The sequence below is a fragment of the Streptomyces sp. NP160 genome (assembly GCF_006335115.1).
GTDB lineage: Bacteria > Actinomycetota > Actinomycetes > Actinomycetales > Quadrisphaeraceae > Quadrisphaera.
Window position 1 is genome coordinate 1 of sequence record NZ_VDMJ01000080.1, and the last position, 465, is coordinate 465.

Below are 465 nucleotides of genomic sequence, written 5' to 3' on the forward strand. Positions count from 1 at the left end.
CAGCAGCGCCTCGGCGAGGTCTTCCAGTGCGGTGGCCTGTTCCTGGTCGAGGTGTGTGAAGACGCATCGACGCACCAGGGCGGCGTACTCCGGCTCAGTGCGCGCCACCAACGAGGCGCCCTCGTCGGTCAGCCGTGCCAGGGTTCGGCGGGCATCGCCCGGGTCGTTGCTGCGCGTCAGCCACCCGCGCTTCTCCAGCCTGGCGACCACGCGGGACAGGTGCGATGGGGTGACGCTGGCGGTGGCCGCCAGGCGGCTCATGTGCACGTCGCGGTCTTCGAGCACCGACAGGCACCGCAGCACCCCGTACTCGGCGTGGCTGAGCCCGACCACCCGCTCCAGGTGGGCGTCCAGCTCGACCGGCAGCCACATCAGCACCCCGACCAGCAGCAGCCAGGTGCGCTCCTGCTGGGCGGACAGCAGCTCGTGGTCGGGCACGAGCTCCACCGTAGCGACGCTTGCCGC

1 protein-coding gene is annotated in these 465 nt (G+C 71.6%); it reads right to left on the reverse strand.

The genetic code is table 11. From position 1 onward, the window contains the following. Nucleotides 1-438, reverse strand: a 438-nt coding sequence (locus tag FHN55_RS21975) for a MarR family winged helix-turn-helix transcriptional regulator (RefSeq protein WP_218974928.1), incomplete at its 3' end; no start/stop codon positions are given. Nucleotides 439-465 lie beyond the last annotated feature (27 nt).